A 21354-nucleotide genomic window follows, 5' to 3' on the forward strand; every position below is an offset into this window, starting at 1 on the left:
GTACTTTTTCACAATTCTATCCTTAAAATCTTATTTTTGTGTCGCAAAAAAGACTTTGTTTTTAAATGGATAACTTATCATACATCAGTAACGCGAATTCCGCCTACATTGATTCCCTCTACCACTCGTATAAAGAAGACCCTGCATCCGTGGACTTTGGCTGGCAGAAGTTTTTCGAGGGCTTTGATTTTGGCCGCGGTTCTGAGGCAGGCGTAGTGAGTGCGGAGACTCCTGATCATTTTTTTAAGGAAATAAATGTTTTGAACATGATCAACGGCTATCGCCAGCGCGGGCATTTGTTCACTAAAACTAACCCTGTCCGTGAGAGGAGATCCTATTATCCCGGAAAGGAACTCGAAACATTTGGCTTGCAGGAATCTGATCTTAACACAGTCTTTAATGCAGGTGTTGAAGTTGGCCTCGGCCCCGCTAAATTAAAAGACATCATTGCGCTGATCGAGCAGACCTATTGCCAGTCGATAGGGGTCGAATATAAATACCTCCGTAACCCGGAGAAGCTGAAGTGGTTTGAGCAACGCATGGAAAGCGAGCGCAACACACCGAATTTCAGTATTGAAACCAAAAAGCGGATCCTCGGGAAGCTGAACGAAGCGGTAGTTTTCGAGAACTTCCTGGGAACAAAATTTTTAGGGCAAAAGCGATTTTCGCTTGAGGGGGCAGAGTCGGTGATTCCTGCGCTCGACTCGGTTATTCAAAAGGGAGCGGAGCTTGGAATAGAAGAGTTTGTAATTGGCATGGCCCACCGCGGACGTTTGAACGTCCTTGCCAATATCATGTATAAAACCTATAAGAACATCTTTTCTGAGTTCGAAGGAAAGGGTTTTGATGTAAATACTCCATTTGGCGGTGACGTGAAATATCATTTAGGCTATTCAACGGACGTTGAAACTGTAAGTGGTAAAAAGGTCCACCTGAGCTTATGCCCGAATCCATCCCACCTGGAGGCTGTCGATCCTTTGGTTGAAGGTATGGTCAGGTCTAAAATGGATTTTAAATATGACGGCGACTATAAGCGTATTGCGCCGATCCTGATACATGGGGATGCATCTTTAGCCGGCCAGGGTATTACCTACGAGGTTCTGCAAATGGCAAAGCTCGACGGATACCGGACGGGCGGCAGTATTCACCTTGTTATCAACAACCAGGTAGGTTTTACCACAAACTTCAAAGACGCACGTTCATCCACATATTGCACCGACCTTGCGAAGACTACGCTCTCTCCAGTGTTCCACGTCAATGGTGACGACGTTGAGGCGCTGGTATATGCGATAAACATGGCGGTTGAATATCGTCAGAAATACCACAATGATGTTTTTATAGATATCCTGTGTTATCGCCGCTTTGGTCACAATGAGGCCGACGAACCTAAATTCACTCAACCTTTATTATACAAAGCGATAGAAAAGCATCCTAACCCAAGAGAGATCTATAATAAGAAACTTCTTGAGCAGGGCAGTGTTGATGCCAATCTTGCGAAGGAAATGGAGAAGAACTTCAGGGCCTTACTTCAGGAACGGTTAAACGAGGCGAAAGAGGATGAGACCTATTCGGCGATGAATTCAGTTCTCGCGGGATCCTGGAAGGGCCTTCGCCTGGCAAGCAATTGGGCCGGGACTAAATCGGATACTAAAGTTGCATCAGGGAAACTACTTTCCATAGCTAAAAATATAAGCACCCTGCCGGGTGATAAAAAGTTCTTTAAGAAGATTGAGAAGCTCTTTGACGATCGTAAGAAGATGTCTGAAACGAAAGTTTTTGACTGGGCGATGGGCGAGCTTTTAGCTTATGGCTCCTTGCTGGAAGATGGTTTCCGCGTAAGAGTGAGCGGACAGGATGTGGAGCGCGGAACTTTTTCACACAGGCATGCGGTATTGACGCTTGAAGACTCGGAGGAGGAATATGTTCCCCTTGCTCAGTTAAATAATGGCCAGGCGAAATTTGAGATCTACAATTCTCATTTGTCAGAATATGGCGTTTTAGGTTTTGAGTACGGTTATGCCCTGGCTAACCCAATGGCTCTTGTTATCTGGGAAGCACAGTTTGGAGATTTCGTTAACGGTGCGCAGATCATCATTGACCAGTTCATTACAAGTGCTGAAACTAAATGGCAGCGCTCTAATGGCCTGGTAATGCTCTTACCTCACGGATATGAGGGGCAAGGGCCGGAACATTCATCCGGCCGGATGGAACGTTTCATGGAGGCTTGTGCCGACGATAATATCCAGGTTGCGAACTGCACTACACCAGCTAACTTCTTTCATTTATTACGCCGTCAGCTGAAACGTGATTTCCGTAAGCCATTGGTTGTCTTTACACCAAAGAGCCTGTTAAGAAGTCCGCAGTGCGTGAGCAAGCTCGAGGAGTTTACAGAAGGCGGATTCCGCGAGGTGATCGATGACAGCTATGTTAAGGCTGCTGACGTGAAACGTGTCCTCTTCTGTACCGGGAAAGTTTATTACGATTTGCTTGAGAAGCAACGGGCCGACGACAGGAAAGACGTTGCTATCGTTCGCCTCGAACAGCTTTATCCAACCCCTTACGATCAAATGGACGCGATTCGTGCCAAATACAAAAAGGCGAAGGAATATGTATGGGTTCAGGAAGAGCCGGAAAATATGGGTGCATGGCCTTATATTGCGAGGAAATTCCGTAAATCGGAATTTAATTTCGATGTGGTGTCCCGTAAGGAAAGCAGCAGTACAGCCACAGGGTACGCCAAACAACATATTGCACAACAGTTGTTTGTAGTAGGGCAGGCATTTGAAACATCAGCCGGGCCGGAAGTAAAGAAAAAAGTAGAGAAGACAACCCAAAAAGTTGTTAATATTGACTAATAAGAAATAAGCAAATAACCATTATGAGTTTAGTGATCAAAGTTCCGCCGGTTGGCGAATCTATTTCAGAAGTAACATTGTCGCAGTGGATCAAAAAGGACGGCGACTATGTAGAAATGGACGAAGTTATTGCCGAGTTAGAGTCTGATAAGGCAACCTTTGAGCTAACCGCTGAAAAGGCAGGGACTTTAAAGACAATTGCCAATGAAGGCGACACGCTGGAAATTGGAGCCCCGGTTTGCAGCATAGAAGAAGGTGGCCAGGCTGAAGCTAAAGCTGCCCCTGCCGAAGCGGCACCTGCAAAGGCTGAAGCTCCTGCTCCGGCTGCAAAAGCGGACGATAAAGCAGCTACATATGCATCCGGAACGCCATCGCCGGCAGCAGCTAAAATACTGGCAGAAAAAGGCGTCGACCCGGCAACTGTCAGTGGCACTGGTGTAGGAGGCAGGTTAACTAAAGAGGATGCACAGAAGGCTGAAGCTGGCAAGGCTGCAGCGCCAGCCGCCGCTAAAGCTCCGGCTGCTGCGCCGGCTGTGAAAGCCGTTATCCCTGGCTCAAGGGAAGAGCGCCGCGAGAAGATGTCTTCACTGCGTAAGACTGTGGCTAAACGGCTGGTTGCTGTAAGAAATGAAACAGCTATGCTGACCACCTTTAACGAGGTTGACATGCAGCCGATCATGGATATCCGCGCGAAGTACAAAGATAAGTTTAAGGAGAAGCATGGCGTCGGACTAGGGTTCATGTCGTTCTTTACTAAGGCTGTTTGCGAGGCGCTGAAGGATTTCCCGTCAGTAAATGCGCGTATCGAAGGTGAGGAGATCGTATTTAACGATTTTGCGGATATTTCAATTGCTGTTTCAGCGCCTAAAGGACTTGTTGTTCCGGTAATAAGGAATGCAGAATCAATGTCGCTGGCCCAGATCGAAGCCTCAGTGATCGAACTTGCAGGCAAAGCCCGCGACAGTAAATTGACGCTCGAAGAGATGACAGGTGGAACCTTCACCATTACCAATGGAGGTGTGTTCGGCTCAATGATGTCTACTCCGATCATCAATGCTCCGCAATCTGCAATCCTGGGAATGCACAATATAGTAGAACGTCCTGTGGCTCAGAATGGGCAGGTTGTTATCCGCCCGATCATGTATGTAGCTCTGTCCTATGATCACAGGATCATTGACGGACGTGAATCTGTTGGGTTCCTTGTACGCGTTAAGCAATTGCTTGAGGATCCGGCGAGGTTGTTATTGGGAGTATAGTAAGTTTTACGTTGTACGTGATACGTTTTACGTTAGCTGCACGGAGAAGCTATAAGTTATAAGTTGCAAAACGCATAAGGCCCGCTGGATAAACCAGCGGGCCTTTTTGTTGGTGGATTGGTTTGGGTTCCTGGTGCGGTTGACAGGCTGCTCGTAGGCTTTGACGGCAGAGGGTTACGCTTGTTGGCTCCTTGTCTCAGCGCTGGTTCGCCCTTGTTTAACACATGGTATATCGCTATAAGGTCCCTATAAGGACCCTATAAGGCCGCTATAAGGTCGCTATAAAGTTATTGTATTTCATATCCCAGTATCTTACTCCAGTTCCCTTCACTGCGCGACCAAATATCCGCCCCGCATCCTACCATCCTACCATCCTATTCAAACAAAAAGCCCAATGCGTCAGCATCGGGCTTTTCTTAATTGTGCAGTTTGTCTTTATTCTTTGATCTTTGTTCCTTGATCCTAATCAGAGTTTAGAAATCCTCCCCGAACCGCTCTTAGTCGATTTAACGTTTGCATTGCCCCCATATCTGATGTTTCCTGAGCCGCTCATAGTGGCATCAAGGGCTTTGTTGGCGTTTATGGAGATATCTCCCGAACCGCTAACTCTCGCGCTTGCAACGCTGGTGCGAAGATCATCTCCTTCAAAATCGCCTGAGCCATTGACGTTGATCCTGGCATTTTCAGTGTTTCCTTTAACTTCTATCTCACCTGATCCGCTGATCGTTGCCGCGTAATTCGTTGCATCGATGGCCAGAGAAATACTTCCTGATCCGCTTAATGTAGTTGTCACGTCGGCCGATTTTACAACACCTCTCACATCAATGTCGCCTGATCCGCTAAGGGTTATGCTCTTAAGAGATTTAGCATTTACATAAATAGTGACTTTGGAAGTCCAGTTGCGGTTCCAGCTCCCTGACCTTTTTTTATTCCTGATCTTAAGGATGCCCTCTTCGACCACGGTTTCGATCTCGTCGATCTGTTCCGCATCGCCCTGGAGTTTGAGGCCTTCCGCGTTGCCCATGGTGATTATGACGTTGTAGCTTCCTGCTGATGAAAGTCCGTTGAATCCGGAAACATTTCTCGTTTCGTCGGCGGGTTTGCTGTTGCTGGTTATCACCGTGATAAGCGCTGATGAGGCTTCCAGATGTGCACTGGCTATCAGGAATGCGAAAAGTGTCATGTAATTTTTTAGATGTCTCATAACTATGTTATTGGTTTGGGTTTAATGATAAGACGCGGTTTTAGGGAGAACGTTGCACGTAAATGATGATTTTTATTGATGGGTATATATATTCAAGAAATACTTCTTATGAAGAGATTGTTCGTCGTGCCTCCACTATTGACGCCTTGGATATATGGCTACCGTGTACCCACATCTTATATTTTTAATTCAATGCAATGACCCGGAAGGGGTCAAATGTTTATAGAACATCTTTTTAGCCGGAAACCCCGACCCCGAAGGTGGTCGCATGTAACAAAACGACACATGCGACCACCTTCGGGGTCGACAAACTCATTACTAATGCTTCGCTATAAACATACGACCACCTTCGGGGTCAGCTTTGCGCCTGATTTGTACGAGATAAAAGATATGGGTACACGGTAGTATATATGAGCGAGCGAAGCGAGCAATCCCACATTGAAGTCAATTCCCTTCTTAAGAGTTAGTCATAAATGTCGGCGCTAACCTTAATAAAGAAATTCTCGATATCAGGCCTGATCCCGGTTTTCGAATTCATAGTCTTCCATTGATCCGTTGGGAAGATCCATTGCAGCTTATTGCCGGACGTTACCCTCAGCGGCATATTGAAGCCAGGTACTTCAGAGTTCCACCGGTATCTTACACTGCCTTTTTTAGTCGTACTGATCTCTAGAACAGGGATACTGCTATACCGGAGGTACTGATCGAATACTTTAGTCAGGTCTCTTCCGGCTTTTGAATTTATGTAGGCTATAACTTCTTCTGTTGTGGTGGTTTTTAAGCCAAAGTCTTTATTCAGTCCACGTAGTATTTCCCGCCATTTAGTATCATTGCCTATCAGGATTCTTAAGGTATGAACAAGGTTGGCACCCTTGTAATACATGTCCGCCGAGCCTTCTGTATTGACATCATAGGGGCCAATAATCGGAATGTCATTACTCACTTTTGCCCTGACCCCGGCAATATACTTAGCGCCGGCTTTCTTACCGTCCAGGCTTTCCACAAAAAGCGCCTCCGAATACATGGTGAATCCTTCATGGATCCACATATCGGCGATATCCTTTGAAGTAATGTTATTGCCGAACCATTCATGTCCGGCTTCGTGGATAATAATATAATCCCATTTCAGGCCATAGCCTGTGCCGGAAAGGTCGCTGCCCATATAACCGTTCAGGTATTTGTTCCCGTAGGCAATGGCGCTCTGATGTTCCATACCCAGGTAAGGAGCATCAATAAGCTTGAAGCCGTCGCGATAAAAAGGGTAGGGGCCGAACCAATGTTCAAAGACCTTTAGCATAGGCTTTACATTCGCACCAAATTGCTTCTTTGCCTTGTCAAGATTCTCTTTCAGTACATAATAGTCCAGGCTTAGATCGCCATTTTCACCGGCATATGAATCTTCAAAATGAACGTAATCGGCAATGTTAAGCGTGACGTTATAATTGTTTATGGGATAGGAAACTGCCCAGTTGTACCGGGTGTAGTCGTCGTCTAGCTTCTCGGTTGAACGAAGCCGGCCATTACTCACATTCATCAGCCCCCTGGGTACAGAAACACTGATCATCATGCTGTCTGCTTCATCAGACTGATGGTCCTTTGTTGGCCACCATGAACTGGCGCCAAACCCCTGGCATGACACGCCTACCCAGGGCTTTCCCTGCCTATCCCGGGCAAATGAAAACCCTCCTTCCCAGGGTGCTCGTTCTGCAATTGTAGGCTGACCGCTGTAAAAGACGGTAAACTCATCTTTGGTATCCTTTGTGATGGTTGCCGGGAAATCAATAAATACGGCGTTAAACTCCCGCTCAAAAGGAAGTTCCTTGCCGTGATATATGACCTTATGGATCGCCAGGTTCTCAAACAGATCAAATTGCAGGCGCTTCAGGTCACGTGTCGCGGTAAACCTAAACACATTAGAGCCGCTGATAAACCGTTTGTCGATATCGACTTTAACATCGAGGTGGTAATAGTTAATATCATAGGAACTCCGCAAAGGTGTCAGTTTCCCGCGAAGGGTATCAGCTTTTGTAAATACGGGAGCTTTAACCTGGGCGAAGCCTGTATGTATGCTCAGGAATATGACTAAAAATAGTATAATAGATCTTGACTTCATCCTAATTGGTTAGAAAGGAATTATAAAATTACGAATTATTTGCACTACCAATCCTCCACAGCGTCTAGTTCGCTTTCAGTTTTCAGTTTGAGATCCCCGATCAAGTCGGGGAAGAGCCCTGTGTTATGTCCATTTCAGTTTCAGTTTTCAGCTTTCAGCTTTCAGTTTGAGATCCCCGATCAAGTCGGGGAAGAGCCCTGTGTTATGTCCATTTCAGTTTTCAGTTTTCAGCTTTCAGTTTGAGATCCCCAACTAAATCGGGGAAGAGTCTCTCCGCCATGCTCATCCCTCATCCCTCCGACTTCAGATCTCCGACTTCAGATTTCATTTCTATTCCTTAACTTTGCTTCTATACATAAAAAATATCCTTACATGCAATTCGACGTAATAGTTATTGGTAGTGGTCCGGGCGGATATGTTGCCGCCATCCGTTGTGCCCAACTGGGTTTAAAAACAGCAGTTGTTGAGAAATATAGTACTTATGGTGGTACCTGTCTGAATGTTGGCTGTATCCCGTCAAAGGCGCTTTTAGATTCATCGGAGCATTATCATAACGCGCTGCATAATTTCAAAGAGCATGGTATTAATCTGAAGGACCTGAAGCCAGACCTGAAGCAAATGGTTAAGCGGAAGGACGATGTGGTTGCCCAGACTACAGGCGGAATCACATTCTTATTTAAAAAGAACAAGATCACGGCCTATCAGGGCATGGGTTCAATGGTCGATAAGAATACCGTTAAGATCACTAAAGCCGACGGAAAGGACGAGACCATAACCGGCAAGAACGTTATCCTGGCAACAGGGTCTAAACCAACGGAATTGCCTTTTCTCAAAACAGATAAGAAGCGTATCATTACTTCTACCGAGGCACTTAATCTGAAGGACATCCCGAAACATCTGATCGTTATCGGGGGCGGGGTTATCGGGCTTGAACTGGGTTCTGTATATGCCCGCTTAGGTTCGAAGGTCACCGTTGTTGAATTTATGGATTCCATCATTGGCACCATGGACAAGGGCTTGGGCAAAGAGCTTCAGAAGGTTCTTAGCAAGCTGGGAATGGAATTCCTGCTAAGCCATAAAGTTACCGGAGCGACCGTTAAGGGCAGTAAAGTTACGGTGACGGCCGACAGCCCGAAAGGCGAAAAAGTAAGTATCGAGGGCGATTATTGCATTGTGGCTGTAGGCCGGACGGCTTATACAGAAAGCCTTGGACTTGAGAATATTGGTATTACACTTGAGGAGCGGGGCAAGAAGATTCCTGTGAATGAGCACCTTGAAACCTCGGTTGCAGGTGTTTATGCTATTGGTGACGTGGTCAAAGGCGCCATGCTTGCGCACAAAGCTGAAGACGAGGGTACCTATGTAGCTGAGCGCATTGCCGGTCAGAAACCTCACATCAATTACAACCTGATCCCGGGAGTGGTGTATACCTGGCCTGAAGTAGCGAGCGTTGGCGAAACCGAAGAGCAACTAAAAGAACGCGGAGTTAAATATAAAGCGGGGTCTTTCCCATTTAAAGCCAGCGGACGTGCAAGAGCGAGTATGGACTTAGACGGGTTCATTAAAGTTCTTGCTGATGCCGGTACCGATGAGATCCTTGGTGTCCACATGATAGGCCCGCGTGCGGCGGATATGATCGCTGAAGCGGTAGTTGCCATGGAATTCAGAGCTTCTGCAGAAGATATTGCACGGATATCCCACGCTCATCCAACTTTTACTGAATCGTTCAGGGAGGCAGCGATGGCAGCCACGGAGAATAGGGCAATCCATATATAGTTATACGTGGTACGTTTTACGTTGTAAGTTACTAGACGCTGTGCCACGTATAACTTAAATGTGAAGCATCTGCATATAGTTATACGTGGTACTTTACGTTGTAAGCTACTAGACGCTGTGCCACGTATAACTTAAACGTGAAGCATCTGCACCCAGACGTAAAACTTACAACGTAAAACGTACAACTCTCATGACAATAGAGGAAAATGTTTCTTTGAAAAACCTGAACACCTTCGGAGTGGCTGCCTCGGCTCGTTGGTTTGCGGATATTACCACTGAAGAGCACCTTAAAGAGCTGTTTGCCGACAAGCATTTAACAAGTCTTCCGAGGCTGGTTTTAGGTGGTGGCAGCAATGTCCTCTTTACCGGCGATTTCGACGGCCTCGTGATTCATATAAACATAAAGGGCGTCCAGCATAGGAATGAGGGTGACCATATATATGTAAGCGCAGGTGGCGGCGAGGTTTGGAATGACCTGGTTAACTATTGCGTGAAGCATCAATTTGCCGGTATGGAGAACCTGAGTCTTATTCCGGGATCGGTTGGGGCTTCCCCGGTGCAAAACATAGGTGCTTATGGGGTTGAGCTGATGGATATCTTTCATTCATGCCGCGCTTTTGAGATCGCATCCGGCGAAATGATCACCTTTACAAGGGAGCAATGCAAGTTTAGCTACCGTGACAGTATTTTTAAATCTGCTTATAAAGGCCTGTACATAATCACTGAAGTTACTTTTAAGCTTTCCAGGATATTTAAACCTAACGTTAGTTATGGAGCCATCCAGCAGGAACTGGATAAGCGCGGGATCAGAGTACCGGGCATTAAAGATGTGTCTGATGTTGTTTCGCATATCCGGGTAAGTAAGTTGCCTGATCCCGGCATGATCGGTAATGCAGGCAGCTTTTTCAAGAACCCCATTATTCCGGTAGCCAAATTTATACAGTTGCAGTCCAATTTTCCAGACATTGTAAATTATCCCGCCGGAGAAGGTTTTATCAAGCTCGCCGCTGGGTGGATGATTGAGCAATGCGGATGGAAAGGTAAAGCCTCTGGCAATACCGGAACCTGGAAAAATCAGGCATTGGTTTTGGTTAATCATGGAAATGCTACTGGTAATGAGATACTTAACTTTTCTTCTCAAATAATAGACAGTGTCAGATCAAAATTTGATGTTACACTTGAGCGCGAAGTGAATATTATTTAATCGTCCGAAATCCTCCGCCGTACTTATATCAGGCACCTCCGTATAAGTGCTTCATTTTCCCTCAGATTTAAAAAGGGCATACCCTTTGTTTAGTATCAGTCATCTACTTAAAAACACTTTGTTTTTTTGAATTGCGAAGAAATAACTGATTTGTTTAATCTCTAAACCTAAACAAAATGACTACTATCGAATTCAATACAATGGTTACGCGCCAGGCAAGCTCTCTTAAGATGTACGCGTTACATTTCACTCACGATTCTGATGATGCAAACGACCTGGTGCAGGATACCATGTTAAAAGCCATTACTTACTATAATAAGTTTAAGGAAGGAACGAATCTTAAGGGATGGTTATATACCATCATGAAAAATACCTTTATCAATAATTACAGGAGATTCGTAAAGATCAGCTCCTTTGTTACTAAGTCCGATGATATCTCATCAGCAAACCTCATGTATAGTGCTACGAAAAACCAGGGAGAGCCAAAGTTTGTGATGGAAGATATCAAAAATGCACTGGGCAAGTTACCTGATGAATACTACGTGCCCTTCACTATGCATTTCGATGGTCATAAATACCACGAGATCGCAGAACATCTGACCATTCCTATCGGGACAGTTAAGACCAGGATACACGTAGCGAGAAAACTTTTAAAGAAATCTTTGAAACCTTATGACACGGATTGCCGTAATACACAATATGCGGTCAATTAATCTAACGCATTGTAAAAACAAGTTCATCAATAAACTAAATCATATATTAACCTTGAACACCGGGAGCAGTTCCGGTGTTTTTTTGTTGGTGGTTCCTGTTTCCGCTGAATCACAATAGGTTGAGTTGTTGTAAGTCCGGGGTTTCGGTGGGATGATTAGTAGGAGGAGAGTTGATCAGGATGATTAGAAGTAGAGCTGATCAGGATGATTAAAGGGGTAGAGATAGTTAGTATAAGAGGGTTTCTTTTGGGGTTTGCGGCGGTGGCCGCACCGCGCTATCCGCTCCAATCTTTTTTGTGCGGGACACAAAAAAGGATTTTCACTACTATCGCTAACCCGCTCCGATAAAATTCATTCTTTAACATGGTAATTGAGGTTCCTTAGCCCAGGCACATCCGCGCGATCAATACGTTTTCATTCTCCATTCCCAATCGTCAACCCTATATTTGTTCGTACTGATGCACGATATCCCCGAATATACGAAGCAATACCTGGCGCTCAGAAACGGGCAAGACAAGCCCCAGATCTGGATTGCCTATAAAGGTCTCATTTATGATGTTTCTGAAAGCCGTCTGTGGAAGAACGGCAAGCATTACGAACATTGGGCGGGGCAAGATCTTACCCACGAGCTAAAGGATGCACCACATACACAGGCTGTATTTGAGAAATTTAGGGTGATTGGAAGGCTGATATAAAATCTGCGGATTTCGAGGTAGAATATCAGGCATATTGTAAAAAAGACGTGCGTATTCTCGATAGTCATTGCTCTTTCATTATATTTAGTAAGTCAAGTCGCCGATCGCCGGCATGGCCGTTTGGATATATTAACAGGATTTATCTTTATGCTTCTCTCAGCTGCGGCAGTTAATTCGATATTATCTTTATGTTGATTGATCCGAATGTTTAAACTTTAACAACGATATATGAATCGCAGAAACTTACTTAAAAGCCTTAGCCTTCTTCCTCTGGCTGGCGCGGCCGCTATAACAGTTAATCCAAACGAGGCAACGGCCCAAAAGAAGAAGAAAAGCCAATGGACCCCCAAGAAACAGGTAATTCGTAAAAGTAATAGTGGAGGGAACACAAACCCGACAGTAACAGCTACCAAGGGTCCTCCGGCAAGTGTCTTATCGGGTTGTATACGTTCGGGACACCTGTTATTCGTGTCGGGTATTGGCGGCTGGTATCCTGAAAGGAGAGCCGAGCCTGGAGATATTAAAGTCCAGATCAAAAGCATACTTGATACCCTGAAGGAAGTCCTCGAAGGGGCGGGATCGTCCATGGGGAATGCCCTGCGGGTACACATGACCGTTGTTGAGCCCAATACAAACATTGCCCTGCTTAATGAAGCTTATCGTGGTTACTTCCCCGACCCTCCGCCGGTAAGGTCATACACCGGAACCAGTGCCGATCTGATGGGAAGAGACGGGGTATTGGTGCAGTTGGATTGTATTGCGTATGTAGATTGATATGGAATTAGCGCATGCGTTTACCGGATGATCTCACTGACGTGTGTCCTGGTATTCGCGGCCATCTTTTCCAGCGGCAGATCGTCAGGATCCAGACCGAAGGGATCTTCGATCGATTCTGCAATAAGCTCTAAGGAAGCCATTACGTAAAAGATAAAGGGCACGGCAGCAATAACAAAATAACCCATCGAAGAGACATACCCTATAGGCAGGGTAAGTACGTAAATGAAGATGAATTTCTTGATAAATGAGCTGTACGACATGGGAATGGGCGTGTTTTTGATTCTTTCACATGCACCGCATACGTCGGTAAAGGACTGCACTTCATTATTAATAACGATCAGCTGATCACCGCTGATCACCTGCTCTTTATACATAGCATTAACCCTGACCGCTATCATGGAAGCCACCTGGTTTGGGCCATGTTTCTCCTCGTCCAGGTGATTAAACTCCGGGTGGTCAACTTCATCCAGCATAAAGCGGGTCTTGTTAGAACGGAGATGCGTAAACAGGGTATCAGCAAATAACGGTATTGCCTTTTTGAAAAAACTGCGGTTCACCCTGTCTTCTTCAGGAAGAAAGGCATTCATCTTTATAGCCAGGGTACGGCTTACATTTGTGAGGGTTCCCCATTGTTTCCTTGCTTCCCACCACCGGTCATAGGCCGTATTGGTGCGGAAAACGAGGAGTATCGACATAACGAAACCTAACAGGTTGTGTACAAGCGTTACATTCCTGATCCAGCTTATTTCCGAAAGCTTCAGGTACTCCAGTTCCCAATAGGCGATGGCACCTGAATAGGCTGCGAGAGCCATGATAAGCGGGAATAGCTTCCTTGCCGTATCTGAACTGTGCAGGGAAAACGTCGAGTGGAACCAATCTTTGGGATTATAGACGATCATTCAACAAACTTAATGAAATGACGACAAACGGGAAACTTAGCTGATAAATCAGTGTTATAAGATAATCATAGTTCGAGCCGTTATACCAGAACCAAAGCAACTATACTGATGAAAAAATTAGTCCTGCTCCTTGTTTTATTTTCTCAGGTGTCATTCGCCCAACAGGTCAACCAGTGCGGCATACTCATTCCACCACCTTCGTTGATCAACAATTTCATAAGTGTTTATGAAGCGGGCGGATACGTTCGCAGGATCCTGGATAGTATTAATTGGAAGGAAAACTTCACCCTGATGGAGCAGAACGGGATCAACAACGCCTATGCTACGATTATCCGGAACAGACGGGTTATTATTTATGACAACAGATTCCTTACTGCGCTAGATCAGTACTCGCGCACCAACTGGGCCTCTGTAAGTGTGCTGGCGCACGAAATAGGACATCATTACGAGAATCATTTGTTCACTGGTACGGGAAGTACTCCCGCCAAGGAACTTGAGGCGGATTATTTTTCCGGCTATGCGCTTGCAAAGATCGATGCCAGCCTGGCGGAGGCAACTGCAGCACTTGAGCGTATAGCACCCATACAGGGTAACTCTAGTCATCCCGGAAGGGCTGCCAGGGTAGATGCTATACGAAGAGGGTGGTATTATGCAAAGGGCATTAATCCTTCCTCAACTTCAACCGTAAGACCACCTGTCCCGCAGCCGCAGCAAAACCCGCCACCTCCTGCTAATGATGCAGACTGGATACACCTGGCCTTATATGGTAATAAAGAAATGACTGTTTATCTCTCTGATGACGGCCGGAATTACAGCCCGGTGCAGCTTAACACCAGGCAGCCTTTTGTTTTTAAGTATGAGATATACAATTACGGCTTCATTCGTTTGGTAAACAGCAGCAGGGCCACCACTTATAAACTCATGCACGGTAAAGATTATTCAATTATCTGGAACCGGAAAACGAATAACTGGACGGTGGTGGAAGTGCCTTAGGTGAAGGTGAAAGTGGCGTTGTCGCTTTTTCATTTCTTACTTTTTTGTTAGTGCCTAATAGTTAAATTCGGATCAAACGGTAAGTTTAATTCCTATATTTAGTTTATTAAGCTACGCTAACCTCATTCTATGGCACTATTTGGAAGAAAGAATATCAAGGTTGTTTTAAAAATTGCTGCGATAGTTTTGATCGCGTTCTTTACTTTACAATTTACTCAATCAAACCCTCCCTCCCTGCAATTAAAAAAGGGCTCTCATATTGTGCTCATTGGCAATAATCTGGGTTCAAGAATGATGAATTATGGCCATTTCGAGACGGAGATGCATTTGCGTTATCCTGACTTTAACCTCCATATTCGTAACATGGCTGATGGCGGGAATACTCCCGGTTTCCGCCCCCATTCCAGCAGGGTCTCACCCTGGGCTTTTCCGGGAGCTGAGAAATTCCAGACAGAGCTTGCAACTTTTTCGGATAGCCAGGGCCATTTCCCAACGGAAGACCAGTGGCTTAGTAATCTAAAGGCAGACGTCATTATTGCCTTCTTTGGTTATAATGAATCGTTTGAAGGGCAAAAGGGCCTGGCGAATTATAAGGCTGAATTGGATGCGTTTATCAAACATACCCTCAAGCAGCAATATAATGGTACAGCAGCGCCTCAACTGGCTATAGTATCTCCAATTGCCTTCGAAGACCTTTCCAAACAATTCGACCTGCCGGATGGGAAAAAGGAAAATGCCAACCTGGCTTTATATACCGAAGCCATGAAAGAAATAGCGGCCATGAATAAGGTACACTTTGTCGATGCTTATTCTCCGACAAAAGGATGGTTTGCTTCTTCTACTAAACCGCTGACCGTAGACGGTTCACAACTTAGCGATGAGGGGTACGCACGCTTCGCACCTTTACTTGCTGATCTTATTTTTGGTAAAGCTCCCGTAAAAGCCGAAATGAATAGGAGCCTTGTTCATGCTGCGGTCCTGGAGAAGAACTGGATGTGGCATAATGATATAAAAATTCCAAATGGTGTGCATGTTTACGGGCGGAGGTATAATCCTTATGGACCGGATAATTATCCTGCTGAAATAGCTAAGATCCGGGAGATGACGGCGATCAGGGATACAGCAGTCTGGCGTGCTGCTAAAGGCAAAACAATGGATATAGCTGCAGCTGATAAAAAGACAACGCCGATCCCTGAAGTGAAAACGAATTATAACCCTGAAAAAAATGGCAGCCTGGAGTATTTGTACGGCCAGGATGCACTCAATAAGCTGAAGGTAGCCCCTGGTTATAAAATAGACCTCTTTGCCTCTGAACAGGAATTTCCTGCTTTGGCTAAACCTTTTCAGGTATCTTTCGATAATAAGGGACGTTTATGGGTGGCCACCATGCCGAGTTATCCTCATTACAAACCCGGGGATCCTAAACCAAATGACAAGCTTATTATTTTGGAAGATACAGATAATGATGGTAAAGCTGATAAACAAACTATTTTCGCAGAAAATCTGCATCTTCCCATAGGCTTTGAAATTGCTCCTGAAGGTGTTTATCTTACGCAAGGCACAAATTTCGTGCTTTTGAAAGATACTAACGGCGATGATAAGGCAGATACAAAAGAAATTCTTCTGAGCGGCTTTGATGATCATGATACCCATCATAATATTCATGCATATACTGCCGATCCGTCAGGGGCACTTTATATGGGTGAAGGTGTTTTCCTGCACACAAACGTAGAAACTTCTTATGGACCGGTCCGGGGCACTAACGGGGGGTTCTACCGTTATAACCCCCAGCGCCATCAGCTGGAACGCACTGCCCAGCTTTCCATTCCTAATCCATGGGGTATCGCTTTTGATGAATGGGGAGAGAATTTTTTTGCTGAGACGTCGAGTCCTGATGTCCGCTGGATGATGCCGGGATCAATAAAACCGCGATATGGCGTGGCTACTGATAAGGGGAGGGATTTAATTGAGCCTGCGCACCGTGTCCGCCCTACCTCCGGACTTGAATTTGTATCGAGCAGGCACTTTCCTGACGATGTACAGGGCGATTTCCTGATCAACAATACGATCGGCTTTTTAGGTACTAAACAACATACTTTAGCTGATGATGGGACCGGATATAAAAGCAGGCACAGGCAGGATCTTTTAGTATCGGACGACAGGAACTTCAGGCCGGTAGACATGGAGTTTGCACCTGATGGCTCTTTATATGTCGCAGACTGGCACAATATCCTGATCGGGCACATGCAGCACAATGCCCGTGACCCGCTGCGCGACCATATGCACGGCCGGATTTACCGCATTACTTATCCTTCCCGCCCTTTAATCAAACCTGCTAAGGTTGCTGGTGCGACCATCAACGGGCTTTTGGATAATTTAAAGTTGCCTGAGTACAGGACCCGCTACCGTACCCGGAGAGAGCTGCGAGGGCGTAAAGCTTCCGAGGTGCTCTCGCAAATTAAAACCTGGACAGCTAAACTGGACAAAAATGACCCCAGGTACGAGCATCATTTGCTTGAAGCGCTTTGGGTAACCTGGGGATTAAATAAAGTAGATCAGCAATTACTTAAACAGTTGCTTAATGCGAAGGATTACCATGCACGAGCAGCTGCCGTACGGGTACTCAGGTATACGGGGCATCAGGTGCCTGATCAGGAAGATTTGCTTATGCAAGCCGCACACGATGAACATGGCAGGGTCCGCCTTGAGGCAATAGTTGCTGCCTCCTGGCTAAGCAAGGAAAAGGGATTGCCAGTTGTTTTGGAAGCTGGTAAAATGCCGCTGGATGACTGGATGCAGGCAGCCCATGAAACAGCTTTGGCACATCTTAAAGGGGAGCGGGTAGTAAAGAAAAAAGAAGAAACAATCTTAACGGATCTGAAAGGTGGGGAACGGGATCTTTTTACAAAAGGGAAAGCGATCTATATGAGGGATGGATTTTGTGGTACCTGTCATCAGCCCGACGGCAATGGCCTTCCGGCATCCGGCTTTCCGCCTCTCACAGGAACACAGTGGGTGACAGGCGCTGAGGAGCGTTTGATCAAATTAGTATTAAAAGGGATGCAGGGGCCAATTGAAGTGAAGGGGCGCAGCTATAGCGGACAAGTGCCGATGACTCCTTTCGGGGGGCTTCTGAAAGATGATGAAGTTGCAGCAGTACTTACGTACGTCAGGAACTCATTTGGCAATAACGCTCCTGCTGTTACCGCAGAGAAAGTAGCAGCAATTCGGGCAGCTACGAAGGGTAAAGCAGGATTCTATTCACCAGTGGAATTGCTCAGACAGCACCCTTTAGAGAATTGATTTGTGTTTAGAGTTTGGTTTGATCCGGCTGGTTAATGCGACTGTGGAGGCTTAGTTCCTAAGTTCGTACCCCTGCGGAAACTCAAAAGCCCTTGCATTTAATTTCATCGCCGTTATCTTTTCTGCCAGCACCGTCCATACGTAACCCTTTTGCGGATTTGTAATGATGTATTTAAGAGAAAGCGCGCCCCTGGTTGTTTCGAGGTAGTTATTCCATTCGCCGAAATTGTGTTTTGCATACGCTTTATAGTCGATCCGAAGCAGGGGAGAATAATAATAGATAGTACTCGTATTATCTGTTTCTACCTGTATGGCTACGCAGTCGTAGCCCAGGATCTTTTCTTTTTTGTTAAGCCTGGTTACCTTGTATTGCTGTGAGGTGCGGGTCAGGGCATCTATCCGGCTGGCAGTTTTGTCTTTCCAGAAGCCAAAATAGGTATTTGAGCGGCTGTTATAAAGCTGTGTAATCGTATTTGTTTCATCATAAGATTTGTAATTACTGTCAGATACGAAATAATGCTGCTCGCGCCCTAAAAGAGGAGCAGCCCTATCTGTAATATCATTTCCCTGAAGGTCGGTGAAAGAGTACCTGTATTGGATCTTGCCGGTAAAGGTTGCTGCATCCGGTGTCGCTGAAATGGTGCCGATACCAAGCAGTAGTAATAAGATAATTTTTTTCAAAGTGAGAGAACTTGATCCAAATTAGCTAATTCTTCGTCATCCGGCAAGAGCTGTGCGTTAAAAATGCCGGAGCCAGCTAACAAACACGGCGAGGGGCTTTTTGGGTGGAGCGGCAGAAGAGCTAACTATGTTTCAAAAAAAGCCGGACAATTGCCCGGCTTTAAACAAATCTGCAGCACTACTTTTTCCTGGGTGTTACAACGTGATCTATTACATGGATCACACCATTGCTTTGGTTAACATCAGCAATAGAAACTTTAGCCATGGCTCCGTTCTCGTCTTTCAGGACAATGTTCTTGCCTTTCATCATTGCCCATAATTTCCCGCCGCTTACCGTGGTAAATTCGGCCGTACCTTTACCTGCTTTTATTTTAGCAGCAAGGTCTGCTGAAGAATGGTTTCCGGCAAGGACATGGTAAGTTAAGATTGTGGTCAGCATACCTTTGTTCTCAGGTTTTAGCAAGGTAGCTACCGTGCCGGCTGGCAGCATGTCAAAAGCTGCATTGGTTGGCGCAAATACTGTGAAGGGTCCTTTGCCTTTCAGGGTCTCTACCAATCCGGCTGCCTTAACTGCAGCTACCAGTGTGGTGTGATCTTTAGAATTAACCGCGTTGTCAATAATGTCTTTGGTTGGATACATAGCTGCGCCGCCAACCATTTTTGTCTGGGCGGATAAGGACGGAACTGTTAGTGCAGAAACTATTAATGCAATAACGAAATAGGATATTTTTTTCATTTGTTTTGAGTTTGATGAAGGGAATTACGAATTAAAACTCAAGGCGGATTTATCCAGGGAAAATAATTTTCTCCGGTATCCATGGGATGGGGAGTCACACGCTCAAACCAGGTGCGGGCCAGAGACAAGCCCGCTTCCGCCGGGGTGGTTTAGAGCGGCGAAAATAGTACATTTGGGTAAGTGATCACGCAATAATATTAATGATGGAAGTTAATAAAGAGACGCCCGGAAGCAGCCCTGGGGAGATCCGCGTTGTAAATTACTCTGCGGCATACGCGGAGGCTTTTAAGCAGCTTAACGAAGACTGGATAAAAAAATACTTTCAGATGGAAGAAAGCGATTATAAGGCGCTTCACCATCCTGAGGAATATATTATAGATAAGGGAGGACATATTTTAATAGCCCTGTACGAAGGAAAGCCAGTGGGCGCCTGCGCATTGATCAAAGCAGAAGATAAGGTGTTTGAACTGGCTAAAATGGCCGTTTCTGACGAATTAAAAGGGAAAGGCATTGGGTTCGTGCTGGGTAGCAAAGCAATCGATAAGGCCCGGGAGTCGGGCGCAACGAAAATTTATCTGGAGAGCAATACTGTTCTTGAACCGGCCATCCGCCTTTATCGTAAATTAGGCTTTACGAAGGTCAGCGGGATCCCTTCTCCTTACACAAGATGTAATATCCAGATGGAGCTTCAGCTGTAATATCAAGCTTCAGAAAGCCCCGACGCATTAAATATACTCTTCGGTTCAGGCTTTCCCCCAGTAAGAACAGCAACAACATTTTTTACTGTAGACAGGCACATATGCCGGTAGGTAGAGGCAGTAAGGCTTCCCGAATGCGGCGTGATAATAGCTCGGGGATGATGCACAACAGGGCTGTCCGCCGCAGGTGGTTCTTCCGGCAAAACATCTGCACCGAAGCCCGCAATCCGTCCTTCACTTAAGGCGTCGACGAGAGCATCATGATCTATAAGTGCTCCCCGTGCGGTGTTGATTAAAAATGAACCGGGTTTCATCATCGCCAGTTGCGGTGCTTGTATGATAGTTCCGGTCTCGGATGTAAAGGGTAAATGCAGGCTAACCATATCCGACTGCTGTAGTACCTCTTCCATCGATAAAAAAGTATAGGGCACATTCTGAGCTGACCTGCTCCAGTATAAAACGTTCATTCCGAAAGCCTCTCCGAGCAGGGCTACCCGTTTACCTATATTCCCCATGCCTAATATTCCCAGGGTCTTCCCATGAAGCTCATCACCAGAATAATTATTTCTCCAATTCCAGTTCCCGTCTTTGACTTGGGAAACAGAAACATACATATTACGCATCAGCATCAGCATCAGCGAAAGGGTATGCTCTGCAATGGTTGCAGCATTAGAACCGGGAGCATTGATAACCATGATATTCCTGGCTGTTGCTTCCTTTACATCCACATTATCCAAGCCAACCCCGCAGCGTGCAGCTACCTGCAAAGCAGGGCAAGATTCCATCAATGCTTTGTTAACCTGTCCTTTCCCGCGAACAATTACAGCATGTATTTCTTCAGTACTTAATACTTTTTTCAGAGAAGCTTCATCATATCCGGTAAAGACATTAGCACTGTCGCGAAGAACAGCCAAGGCTTCATCAGTAATGGTTTCAAGCAATAGAACGTTCTTCTTCACTGGTTACTTGTGATATAAAGTAGCATTGTCAGATCTGTATCCTCTGAAATCATTCCTGTTTGACACATATAAACCCTCTTCGTAAAGCTCGTCCTCCAGGATCCGTGGGTCAATTTCATCTCCCGGCCTTGACGACATCTCGACGAGGTTGCCGGCAGGGTCACGTACAAACATCTGCATAGCTCCGTCAGGCAGCTTTCTTACCTTGCCCCAAGGCTTTACATCGATCACGTCAAGTTCCTTCATGCGGAAGAAAATACTGTTGAAGTCATCCACCTGGACACAAATGTGACCGCGGAATGAGGGGGTATCGTCCCATTCTGAAATATGCAGCTGCTGCTCCTCGTTAAACTTGAAAAACATAACAGGGTAGTCGAAGCGAAAAGCAGCCAGGGGTTCCAAACCAAGTTCCTGCTGGTAGAATTCGCCGGCTTTTTCCAGGTTGTCCACGATCAGTGTGACATGATTGATTTTGAGTGCACGTGCCATAAT

At 45.8% G+C, this 21354-nt stretch carries 17 protein-coding genes; 10 read left to right on the plus strand and 7 right to left on the minus strand.

Translation table 11 applies throughout. From position 1 onward, the window contains the following. Positions 1-65: 65 nt before the first annotated feature. Positions 66-2855, plus strand: coding sequence for a 2-oxoglutarate dehydrogenase E1 component (locus tag P2W76_RS17320; RefSeq protein WP_276349161.1), 2790 nt, complete (start codon positions 66-68; stop codon positions 2853-2855). Between the two features lie 23 nt (positions 2856-2878). Further along, positions 2879-4111 carry a 2-oxoglutarate dehydrogenase complex dihydrolipoyllysine-residue succinyltransferase gene (gene odhB, locus P2W76_RS17325; RefSeq protein ID WP_276349162.1) on the plus strand — a complete coding sequence of 411 codons (1233 nt, stop codon included), beginning with the start codon at positions 2879-2881 and terminating at the stop codon, positions 4109-4111. 466 nt (positions 4112-4577) lie between these two features. On the opposite strand, the gene P2W76_RS17330 is transcribed toward odhB, so the two are convergent. Then, positions 4578-5315 (minus strand): head GIN domain-containing protein, encoded by a 738-nt coding sequence (locus tag P2W76_RS17330; RefSeq protein WP_276349163.1) that lies wholly within the window; start codon positions 5313-5315, stop codon positions 4578-4580. A gap of 463 nt (positions 5316-5778) precedes the next feature. Then, a complete protein-coding gene (locus tag P2W76_RS17335; RefSeq protein ID WP_276349164.1) occupies positions 5779-7428 on the minus strand; it encodes a M1 family metallopeptidase in 1650 nt (549 codons plus the stop codon). A 372-nt stretch (positions 7429-7800) separates the two neighbouring features. Between P2W76_RS17335 and lpdA the strand changes: the two genes are divergently transcribed. The 5 genes from lpdA to P2W76_RS17360 all read left to right on the plus strand — a co-directional run bounded on the left by lpdA (position 7801) and on the right by P2W76_RS17360 (position 12590). Then, positions 7801-9204, plus strand: coding sequence for a dihydrolipoyl dehydrogenase (lpdA, locus tag P2W76_RS17340; RefSeq protein ID WP_276349165.1), 1404 nt, complete (start codon positions 7801-7803; stop codon positions 9202-9204). A gap of 190 nt (positions 9205-9394) precedes the next feature. Then, on the plus strand, positions 9395-10408 hold the full coding sequence (gene murB / locus P2W76_RS17345) for a UDP-N-acetylmuramate dehydrogenase (protein ID WP_276349166.1): 1014 nt from the start codon (positions 9395-9397) through the stop codon (positions 10406-10408). Between the two features lie 176 nt (positions 10409-10584). Continuing rightward, the gene (locus tag P2W76_RS17350) at positions 10585-11121 is read left to right on the plus strand and encodes a sigma-70 family RNA polymerase sigma factor (protein WP_276349167.1); all 537 of its coding nucleotides are present in this window, start codon (positions 10585-10587) and stop codon (positions 11119-11121) included. Between the two features lie 458 nt (positions 11122-11579). Next, entirely contained in the window at positions 11580-11816 is a 237-nt protein-coding gene (locus P2W76_RS17355; protein WP_276349168.1) for a cytochrome b5 domain-containing protein, read from the plus strand. Between the two features lie 228 nt (positions 11817-12044). Continuing rightward, a complete protein-coding gene (locus P2W76_RS17360; protein ID WP_276349169.1) occupies positions 12045-12590 on the plus strand; it encodes a RidA family protein in 546 nt (181 codons plus the stop codon). A 20-nt stretch (positions 12591-12610) separates the two neighbouring features. On the opposite strand, the gene P2W76_RS17365 is transcribed toward P2W76_RS17360, so the two are convergent. Next, positions 12611-13492, minus strand: a complete 882-nt coding sequence (locus P2W76_RS17365; RefSeq protein ID WP_276349170.1) for a bestrophin family protein — start codon at positions 13490-13492, stop codon at positions 12611-12613. 108 nt (positions 13493-13600) lie between these two features. Between P2W76_RS17365 and P2W76_RS17370 the strand changes: the two genes are divergently transcribed. Beyond that, a complete protein-coding gene (locus P2W76_RS17370) occupies positions 13601-14485 on the plus strand; it encodes a M48 family metalloprotease (protein ID WP_276349171.1) in 885 nt (294 codons plus the stop codon). A 129-nt stretch (positions 14486-14614) separates the two neighbouring features. Further along, positions 14615-17788 (plus strand): PVC-type heme-binding CxxCH protein, encoded by a 3174-nt coding sequence (locus P2W76_RS17375; RefSeq protein ID WP_276349172.1) that lies wholly within the window; start codon positions 14615-14617, stop codon positions 17786-17788. Positions 17789-17839: 51 nt separating this feature from the next. Here the strand turns inward: P2W76_RS17375 and P2W76_RS17380 are convergent, their stop codons facing one another. Together P2W76_RS17380 and P2W76_RS17385 are read right to left on the minus strand one after the other, a co-directional pair. After that, entirely contained in the window at positions 17840-18469 is a 630-nt protein-coding gene (locus P2W76_RS17380) for a DUF4412 domain-containing protein (protein ID WP_276349173.1), read from the minus strand. Positions 18470-18647: 178 nt separating this feature from the next. Continuing rightward, on the minus strand, positions 18648-19205 hold the full coding sequence (locus tag P2W76_RS17385) for a fasciclin domain-containing protein (RefSeq protein ID WP_276349174.1): 558 nt from the start codon (positions 19203-19205) through the stop codon (positions 18648-18650). Between the two features lie 200 nt (positions 19206-19405). On the opposite strand from P2W76_RS17385, the gene P2W76_RS17390 reads away from it, so the two are divergent. Continuing rightward, the gene (locus tag P2W76_RS17390; protein ID WP_276349175.1) at positions 19406-19903 is read left to right on the plus strand and encodes a GNAT family N-acetyltransferase; all 498 of its coding nucleotides are present in this window, start codon (positions 19406-19408) and stop codon (positions 19901-19903) included. Between the two features lie 2 nt (positions 19904-19905). Here P2W76_RS17390 and P2W76_RS17395 read toward each other — a convergent pair whose 3' ends face one another. Both P2W76_RS17395 and P2W76_RS17400 read right to left on the minus strand, forming a co-directional pair. Then, positions 19906-20862: a hydroxyacid dehydrogenase gene (locus P2W76_RS17395; RefSeq protein WP_276349176.1), complete on the minus strand. Its 957-nt coding sequence runs from the start codon at positions 20860-20862 to the stop codon at positions 19906-19908. Positions 20863-20865: 3 nt separating this feature from the next. Beyond that, positions 20866-21351: a VOC family protein gene (locus tag P2W76_RS17400; RefSeq protein ID WP_276349177.1), complete on the minus strand. Its 486-nt coding sequence runs from the start codon at positions 21349-21351 to the stop codon at positions 20866-20868. Between the last annotated feature and the right edge of the window lie 3 nt (positions 21352-21354).

The organism is Daejeonella sp. JGW-45 (genome assembly GCF_029360805.1).
Classification (GTDB): domain Bacteria; phylum Bacteroidota; class Bacteroidia; order Sphingobacteriales; family Sphingobacteriaceae; genus Daejeonella.

What these genes read in the sequence shown, in the direction of transcription:
- P2W76_RS17320 (WP_276349161.1), top strand. Translation starts at nt 66, where the DNA reads ATGGATAACTTATCATACATCAGTAACGCGAATTCCGCCTACATTGAT.
- odhB (WP_276349162.1), top strand. Translation starts at nt 2,879, where the DNA reads ATGAGTTTAGTGATCAAAGTTCCGCCGGTTGGCGAATCTATTTCAGAA.
- P2W76_RS17330 (WP_276349163.1), bottom strand. Translation starts at nt 5,315, where the DNA reads ATGAGACATCTAAAAAATTACATGACACTTTTCGCATTCCTGATAGCC.
- P2W76_RS17335 (WP_276349164.1), bottom strand. Translation starts at nt 7,428, where the DNA reads ATGAAGTCAAGATCTATTATACTATTTTTAGTCATATTCCTGAGCATA.
- lpdA (WP_276349165.1), top strand. Translation starts at nt 7,801, where the DNA reads ATGCAATTCGACGTAATAGTTATTGGTAGTGGTCCGGGCGGATATGTT.
- murB (WP_276349166.1), top strand. Translation starts at nt 9,395, where the DNA reads ATGACAATAGAGGAAAATGTTTCTTTGAAAAACCTGAACACCTTCGGA.
- P2W76_RS17350 (WP_276349167.1), top strand. Translation starts at nt 10,585, where the DNA reads ATGACTACTATCGAATTCAATACAATGGTTACGCGCCAGGCAAGCTCT.
- P2W76_RS17355 (WP_276349168.1), top strand. Translation starts at nt 11,580, where the DNA reads ATGCACGATATCCCCGAATATACGAAGCAATACCTGGCGCTCAGAAAC.
- P2W76_RS17360 (WP_276349169.1), top strand. Translation starts at nt 12,045, where the DNA reads ATGAATCGCAGAAACTTACTTAAAAGCCTTAGCCTTCTTCCTCTGGCT.
- P2W76_RS17365 (WP_276349170.1), bottom strand. Translation starts at nt 13,492, where the DNA reads ATGATCGTCTATAATCCCAAAGATTGGTTCCACTCGACGTTTTCCCTG.
- P2W76_RS17370 (WP_276349171.1), top strand. Translation starts at nt 13,601, where the DNA reads ATGAAAAAATTAGTCCTGCTCCTTGTTTTATTTTCTCAGGTGTCATTC.
- P2W76_RS17375 (WP_276349172.1), top strand. Translation starts at nt 14,615, where the DNA reads ATGGCACTATTTGGAAGAAAGAATATCAAGGTTGTTTTAAAAATTGCT.
- P2W76_RS17385 (WP_276349174.1), bottom strand. Translation starts at nt 19,205, where the DNA reads ATGAAAAAAATATCCTATTTCGTTATTGCATTAATAGTTTCTGCACTA.
- P2W76_RS17390 (WP_276349175.1), top strand. Translation starts at nt 19,406, where the DNA reads ATGATGGAAGTTAATAAAGAGACGCCCGGAAGCAGCCCTGGGGAGATC.
- P2W76_RS17400 (WP_276349177.1), bottom strand. Translation starts at nt 21,351, where the DNA reads ATGGCACGTGCACTCAAAATCAATCATGTCACACTGATCGTGGACAAC.